We start from the raw sequence: 5,561 nt of genomic DNA, 5'->3' as shown, positions 1-5,561 counted from the left end.
GGCTGATCCGGACTCCGGCGCTCCCCCGCCACACCGACGAGGCCCTCACCCGCTGGGCACCCAACGCCAACCGGCAGCACCTCACCGACCTGTGCGACGCCATCGCGCAGGACCCGCCGGTCGGGCCGCTGCTCGACGACCTCGCCCGCGCCGTCACCCGCAGCCGGGAGGTGAGGTCGTGATGGAGCCCTACTACCAGAGCCCCCGCGCCACCCTCTACCTCGGCGACTGCCGCGACATCGCACCCACACTGCCCGCCCGCTCCATCGACCTGATCATCGCCGACCCCCCGTACGGGGTGAACTGGCGCTCCGGCCGCCGCACCGACCAGTTCGACCGGATGGCCGGAGATGACGGCAGCATCGACTGGCCCGCCGTCCTCGGCGACATGGTCCGCCGGCTGCTGCGCAACCACCGCCATACCTACGTTTTCGGCTATACCCCCGACCAGGTCGCCAAGCTGTGCGACCTCGGCGCCACTGCCGAACTGATCTGGGACAAGCAGCACCTGGGCCCGGGGAACCTGTCGGTGCCGTGGGGACCGGAGCACGAGCGAATCACCTTCGGCGTCTACGAGTGGTCCGCCCGCAACCGGGACAAGGGCTCCGGCCGGCTCGCCGCCCGCCTGCGGCAGGGCTCCGTCATCCAGGCTGCCCGACCCAACTCCGGGCAGGTCCGCCACCCCGACGAAAAGCCGGTACCGCTGCTGCGTCCGCTGGTCGAGTCGTCGTCGTGCCTCGGTGAGACGGTCCTCGACCCGACCGCCGGGGTGTGCTCAACCGGCGTGGCCGCGCTGCTCGCCGGCCGCCGGTTCGTCGGTTTCGAGTCCGACCAGCGGTACGCCGACTTGGGCGTAGAACGGTTGATCAAGGCGGAGCGGATCGCGGACCTGGCGGAGGCGTCGTGATGGCCACCGAGCTGATCCTCATCGCCGCCCTCGCCGTCACCCACGCCCTGTGCTTCACCGCCGGCGGCTGGTACCTGCGCTGGCGGGCGCTGCGCCACCAGATGCGCGCCGCCCAGACCGCCATCAGCACCCCGCAGTACCTCGCCGAAGTCCTCGCCGTCTACCGGCGGCGGCTGTACGACATCCGGCCGGCGTGGCTGCGCGGATGGCACCTGCCCCGGCTCACCCACCGGAGGCACGCATGACCGTCGTCGCCTTCCTCATCGTCCTCGCCGCCGTGTGGCTGGCCCTCTTCTCCGGGAGCGAATCGTGACCGACTACAGCGCCCACGAAATCCACCGCCTCGACCAGGCATACCCCGACGCGGTCGCCAACATCGAAGACCTCACGGGCGACCCCGCCCGCAAGACCCGCCTCGCCGAGGTCGGCCCCGAGGTGTTCGCCGCCGAACTCACCCGCGACCTCGCCGCCGCAGCCGCCAACCCGATGTCCCTCGCCGCGTGGGCTGCCGTCGCCACCGTGCGACTCATGGACGCCGGCAAGGCGTGGGAAGAGGACACCGACGCGGCGTGGGCCAAGGTCGACGAGCTGACCGCCGAACTGGAGACAGAGCGGCTGAAGAGCGCCAAGCTCGCTGGGGAGAACGACAACCTCACCGCCTGGCTCCGCACTGCGCGGGCGACCCGGGACGCCACCCTCCGCGCCCTCACCGAGTCCCGCGAGTACGCCGCCGACCGCGCCGACGAGGTCGGCCGGCTGGTCGCCGAGAACGCCCGGGTACGGCAGCAACGCGACGACATCGGTGCCCTTCTCACCGAAGCGGGCAACGAGGTCGACCTGCTGACGGCCGCCAACACCAGGTTCGCCGACCAACTCACCACCGCCGGAATCCACCCCTGCGAGTGCCACCTCGTCCACGGCAGCACCACCACCTGCGGGCGGCCCGCCACCACCACGGCCACCGTCATGCCCTACGGCTCCATCAACGTCAACAACACCTGCGCCGACCGCATCAACGGCAAGGCCGCCGAGCAGGTGACCCGATGAGCCTCGACACCATCGCCGACACCCTCACCGCCGCACTCCCCATCCTCATCGTCACCGCCATGCCCGTCCTCGCCACCACCGCCGGCGTCGGCCTCTGGTGGCTCCGCTACCGCAGCCAGCCCGCCGACGACCCCTACAACGTCGACGACTACCGGCAACCCGCCACCGTCCGCGTCCGCACCCACCACACCGACATCGACGCACCCACGCAGGTCATCCGCCGCGCCCTCCCCGACGCCGGCGCACCCATCTACGCCGAACTGTCCGCCCGCCACACCGCCCAACAGTGGCTGCGGGAGCTGGGCGAGCCCCACCTGACCGGAGCAACCCGATGATCAGCGTCCCGCTCAGGCCCACACCGGCCTGGATGAGCCAGGCCAACTGCCAGGGCACCGACACCAACGAGTTCTACCCCGACAAGGGCGGCGACAGCACCGCCGCCCGACGGATCTGCCGGCGCTGCCCGGTCCGCCTCGAATGCCTCAAGGACGCCCTCGACCGGCGTGAGAAGCACGGAATTTGGGGTGGGTTGTCCGACCACCAACGGACCGCGCTACTGCGCCGACGCGAGAGGCAGCAGGCGCGAGAGGCCGCCGCGACCAAGCAGCAGGAGCAGGCCGGCAACACCTGCGTCACCTGCGACGAGCCCGAGGACCGCTGGGACACCCGCGACCGCCTCTACATCAGCGGCGGCGTCAAGTGCCCCGGCTGCTCCCGCGCCGACCTCGACGAAGAGAAGACGCTGGAGCACACGGAGATGGCGGCATGAGCGTCGACCAGGCCACCCTCGACGCGGTCATCGCCAGCCTCACCACCAAACCGGCGCCGGCACCGAAGCCACACTGCCTCGCCCGCTGCGGTGAGCGCCTCGACCCGATGCTCGTCACCGACCCGGCCACCGGGGCCGGCTGGCACATCGGCTGCGAACCGGCCGCCCAACCGGAGCAGCCCGTACCGCCGGCCGACCTGTTCACCGTCGTCACCGGCCCGGCCGCGACCGGCAAGACCCGTGCCATGGACCGGTTTGTCGACGCCATCACCGCCCCGCCACCGCCCACCCTCGACGACCTACGCGCACTCCTCTACGACCACGAAGCCAACTCCGCCCGCAGCCGACAGAAGAAGATCGGCCCCTCCGAGATCGGCGTGCCCTGCCAGCGGGCCCTCGCCTACAAACTCGCCGGCACCCCCGAGCAGCCCGACCTGCGGCTGCCCTGGGCGCCCATCCAAGGCACCGCCGTTCACGCCTACATCGCCGACGCCCTCACCGCCCACAACGAGATCCTCGGCCGCGAGCGGTGGATCGTCGAGCAGAAGGTGTGGCCCGACGACACCATCTCCGGCAGCGGCGACGCCTACGACACCGACACCGGCACCGTCATCGACTGGAAGCTCGTCGGCGACTCGTCCATCACCAAGTACCGCAAGGAGATGCGCCCCGAGTACCGGGTCCAAGCGCACCTGTACGGGCTCGGCCACGAACGTGCCGGCCGCGACGTCCTCTGGGTCCGCGTCGTCTGCCTCTCCCGCAGCTGGGACTACGGCAAGTCGTGGGAGTGGACCGAACCCTACGACCCCGAGATCGCACAGAAGGCCCTCGACCGGCTCTACGCCACCGAGGCCCTGCTGACCGACCTCGACGTCGCCAACAACCCGGCCATGTGGGGTGCTATCCCGGCCACCCCCACGAAGGACTGCCGGTACTGCCGGTTCTTTCGGCCCAACACCCCCGCCGACGACACCGGATGTCCCGGCAACCCAGACCCCTGGGCATGACCGTCCAGGTGCACCAACCCAACCCCGGCACGGCCCAAGCCCGGCCCAACCACAAGGAGCACCACATGTCTGTTTGGGATGACCCCGAGATCCGTGAGGGCGGCGCGTTCGTCAAGTTCGAGAACGTCGGCGACACCGTCTCCGGCACCATCACCGCCGTCCGCTCCCACCGCTTCGACGACGGCAAGGTCGCGCCGCAGATCCTGCTGACCACCGACGACGGCGAGGAGCGCACCATCACCGCCGGCCAGGTCCGGCTCAAGGCCGCCCTCGCCGAGAAGCGGCCCGAGGCCGGCGACCACCTCACGGTCACCTTCACCCAGAACGAGAAGCGCGCCGGCGGCAAAACGCTGAAGCACTTCGAGGTGACCGTCCGCCGCGCCGGCACCACCGCCCCGGCCGCGGCCCCGGCGCCCACGCCGATCACGTCGGCGCCGTCCGCTAACGGCGGCCTGCAGAAGCCGGCCAGCGTCGACCAGGCCCTGTGGGACGTCCTCGGCGACGAGCAGAAGGCCAAGGTCGTCGCCGCCGCCGCTGCCTAGGAACCGGTGCCCCAGCGTCGCCGGCCAGCCACCTCCCCGGTTGGCCGGCGGCCCCGGAGCCCCGGCACCACCCTCCCCGAACCGACCAGCTCAGGAGCCACATAGATGACGAGCACCGAGCAGCAGACGACCGCCCTGGAACCGACCATGGTCCGGACGTGGTTCGACGTGCTCTACGTCAGCACCCCCGGCCTCGTGCACGTCAGCTCCACCGGCAACTGGACCGGCCGCGCCTTCGCCGACTACGACCAGGCCGCCGCCTACGTCGCCGAGCTCGACAAGGCACAGCCGGAAGGCATCTACCTGCGCGTCACCACCCTCAAGGGCAAGCCCGGCAGCGGCGGCCGGGGGAGCGCCGCCGACAGCCTCGCCCTCCCCGGCCTGTGGGCCGACCTCGACATCGCCGGCCCCGGCCACAAGCACGACGTCTGCGCCGACGACTGCCCGCTCAAGGACCGGCACGTCTGCGTCACCCGGCCGCTGCCTCCCACCGAGGATGACGCCCGGCAGATCATCACCGACTCCGGGCTGCCCGCGCCGACCCTCTGGGTGCACTCCGGCGGCGGCCTGTACCCGTGGTGGCTGCTCGACCAGCACGTCGACATCACCGCCGACAACCTCACCGCGATCAAGGAAATGTCTGCCCGCTGGCAGGCCGTCATCGCCCGCTCGGCGACAACGCTCGGCTGGCACTACGGGCCCGTCGGCGACCTCGCCCGCATCCTGCGCATCCCCGGCACCACCAACCGCAAGGAAGGGCTCGTGCGGCCCTGCCGCATCATCGACGCCCAGCCCGGCCGGTACAGCATCCGCGAACTCCGCGACGGCCTCACCGCCGGCCTGCAGCAGCACCCCGACCCGCAGCCCACCGCCGCGCCCGCCGCAGCGCGGCGCCTCGAAGTCGTCCGCGCCGCCGGACACATCACCCCCAACGACGACTTCGAGCAGCGCGTCGACTGGGACGACCAGCTGCTCCTCGGCGGCGCCGGCTGGCGCATCGCCTCCGGCCAGCCCGGCAGCTACTGCGAATGGGTGCGCCCCGACAAGACCACCGCCGGGATTTCCGCCACCACCGGCAAAGACCCCCATCGCGACCGCCTCTGGGTGTTCTCCACCGACGCCGGCCTGCCCACCGAAGAGTCCATGACCAAGCCGTACGTGTACGCGCTGCTCAACCACGGCGGGGACAAGCGGGCCGCCACCCGGGAACTCGCCCGCCTCGGCTACGGCACACCCATGCAGCGCGAGAAGCCCCCCGCACCGGCGCCGGCCGCCGCCCGCACCCCGGG

At 71.6% G+C, this 5,561-nt stretch carries 8 protein-coding genes and 1 pseudogene; all 9 read left to right on the top strand.

Translation table 11 applies throughout. From position 1 onward, the window contains the following. Positions 1–182 (top strand): hypothetical protein (locus DKT68_RS31115; RefSeq protein ID WP_161556634.1); only part of this gene is annotated, 182 nt, incomplete at its 5' end. Then, a complete protein-coding gene (locus DKT68_RS08535; protein ID WP_109816877.1) occupies positions 182–907 on the top strand; it encodes a DNA-methyltransferase in 726 nt (241 codons plus the stop codon). The genes DKT68_RS31115 and DKT68_RS08535, both read left to right, overlap by 1 nt. Then, positions 907–1,152, top strand: a complete 246-nt coding sequence (locus tag DKT68_RS08530) for a hypothetical protein (RefSeq protein WP_109816876.1) — start codon at positions 907–909, stop codon at positions 1,150–1,152. The genes DKT68_RS08535 and DKT68_RS08530 overlap by 1 nt, the downstream gene beginning before the upstream one ends. A gap of 64 nt (positions 1,153–1,216) precedes the next feature. Further along, entirely contained in the window at positions 1,217–1,954 is a 738-nt protein-coding gene (locus DKT68_RS08525; RefSeq protein ID WP_109816875.1) for a hypothetical protein, read from the top strand. Further along, on the top strand, positions 1,951–2,289 hold the full coding sequence (locus tag DKT68_RS08520; protein WP_109816874.1) for a hypothetical protein: 339 nt from the start codon (positions 1,951–1,953) through the stop codon (positions 2,287–2,289). Before DKT68_RS08525 ends, DKT68_RS08520 begins: the two co-directional genes overlap by 4 nt. Continuing rightward, a complete protein-coding gene (locus DKT68_RS31850; protein ID WP_109816873.1) occupies positions 2,286–2,723 on the top strand; it encodes a WhiB family transcriptional regulator in 438 nt (145 codons plus the stop codon). Before DKT68_RS08520 ends, DKT68_RS31850 begins: the two co-directional genes overlap by 4 nt. Next, positions 2,720–3,730, top strand: coding sequence for a hypothetical protein (locus DKT68_RS08510; RefSeq protein ID WP_109816872.1), 1,011 nt, complete (start codon positions 2,720–2,722; stop codon positions 3,728–3,730). Before DKT68_RS31850 ends, DKT68_RS08510 begins: the two co-directional genes overlap by 4 nt. A gap of 65 nt (positions 3,731–3,795) precedes the next feature. Continuing rightward, entirely contained in the window at positions 3,796–4,272 is a 477-nt protein-coding gene (locus tag DKT68_RS08505) for a hypothetical protein (protein ID WP_146218320.1), read from the top strand. 105 nt (positions 4,273–4,377) lie between these two features. Further along, a pseudogene (locus DKT68_RS08500) lies at positions 4,378–5,561 on the top strand (phage/plasmid primase, P4 family); the annotation flags it as partial.

Origin of the sequence: Micromonospora acroterricola (assembly GCF_003172955.1) — a bacterium.
GTDB lineage: Bacteria > Actinomycetota > Actinomycetes > Mycobacteriales > Micromonosporaceae > Micromonospora > Micromonospora acroterricola.
Note: the sequence above shows the minus strand (reverse complement) of the source record. Positions and strands in the feature narration are given on the sequence as shown.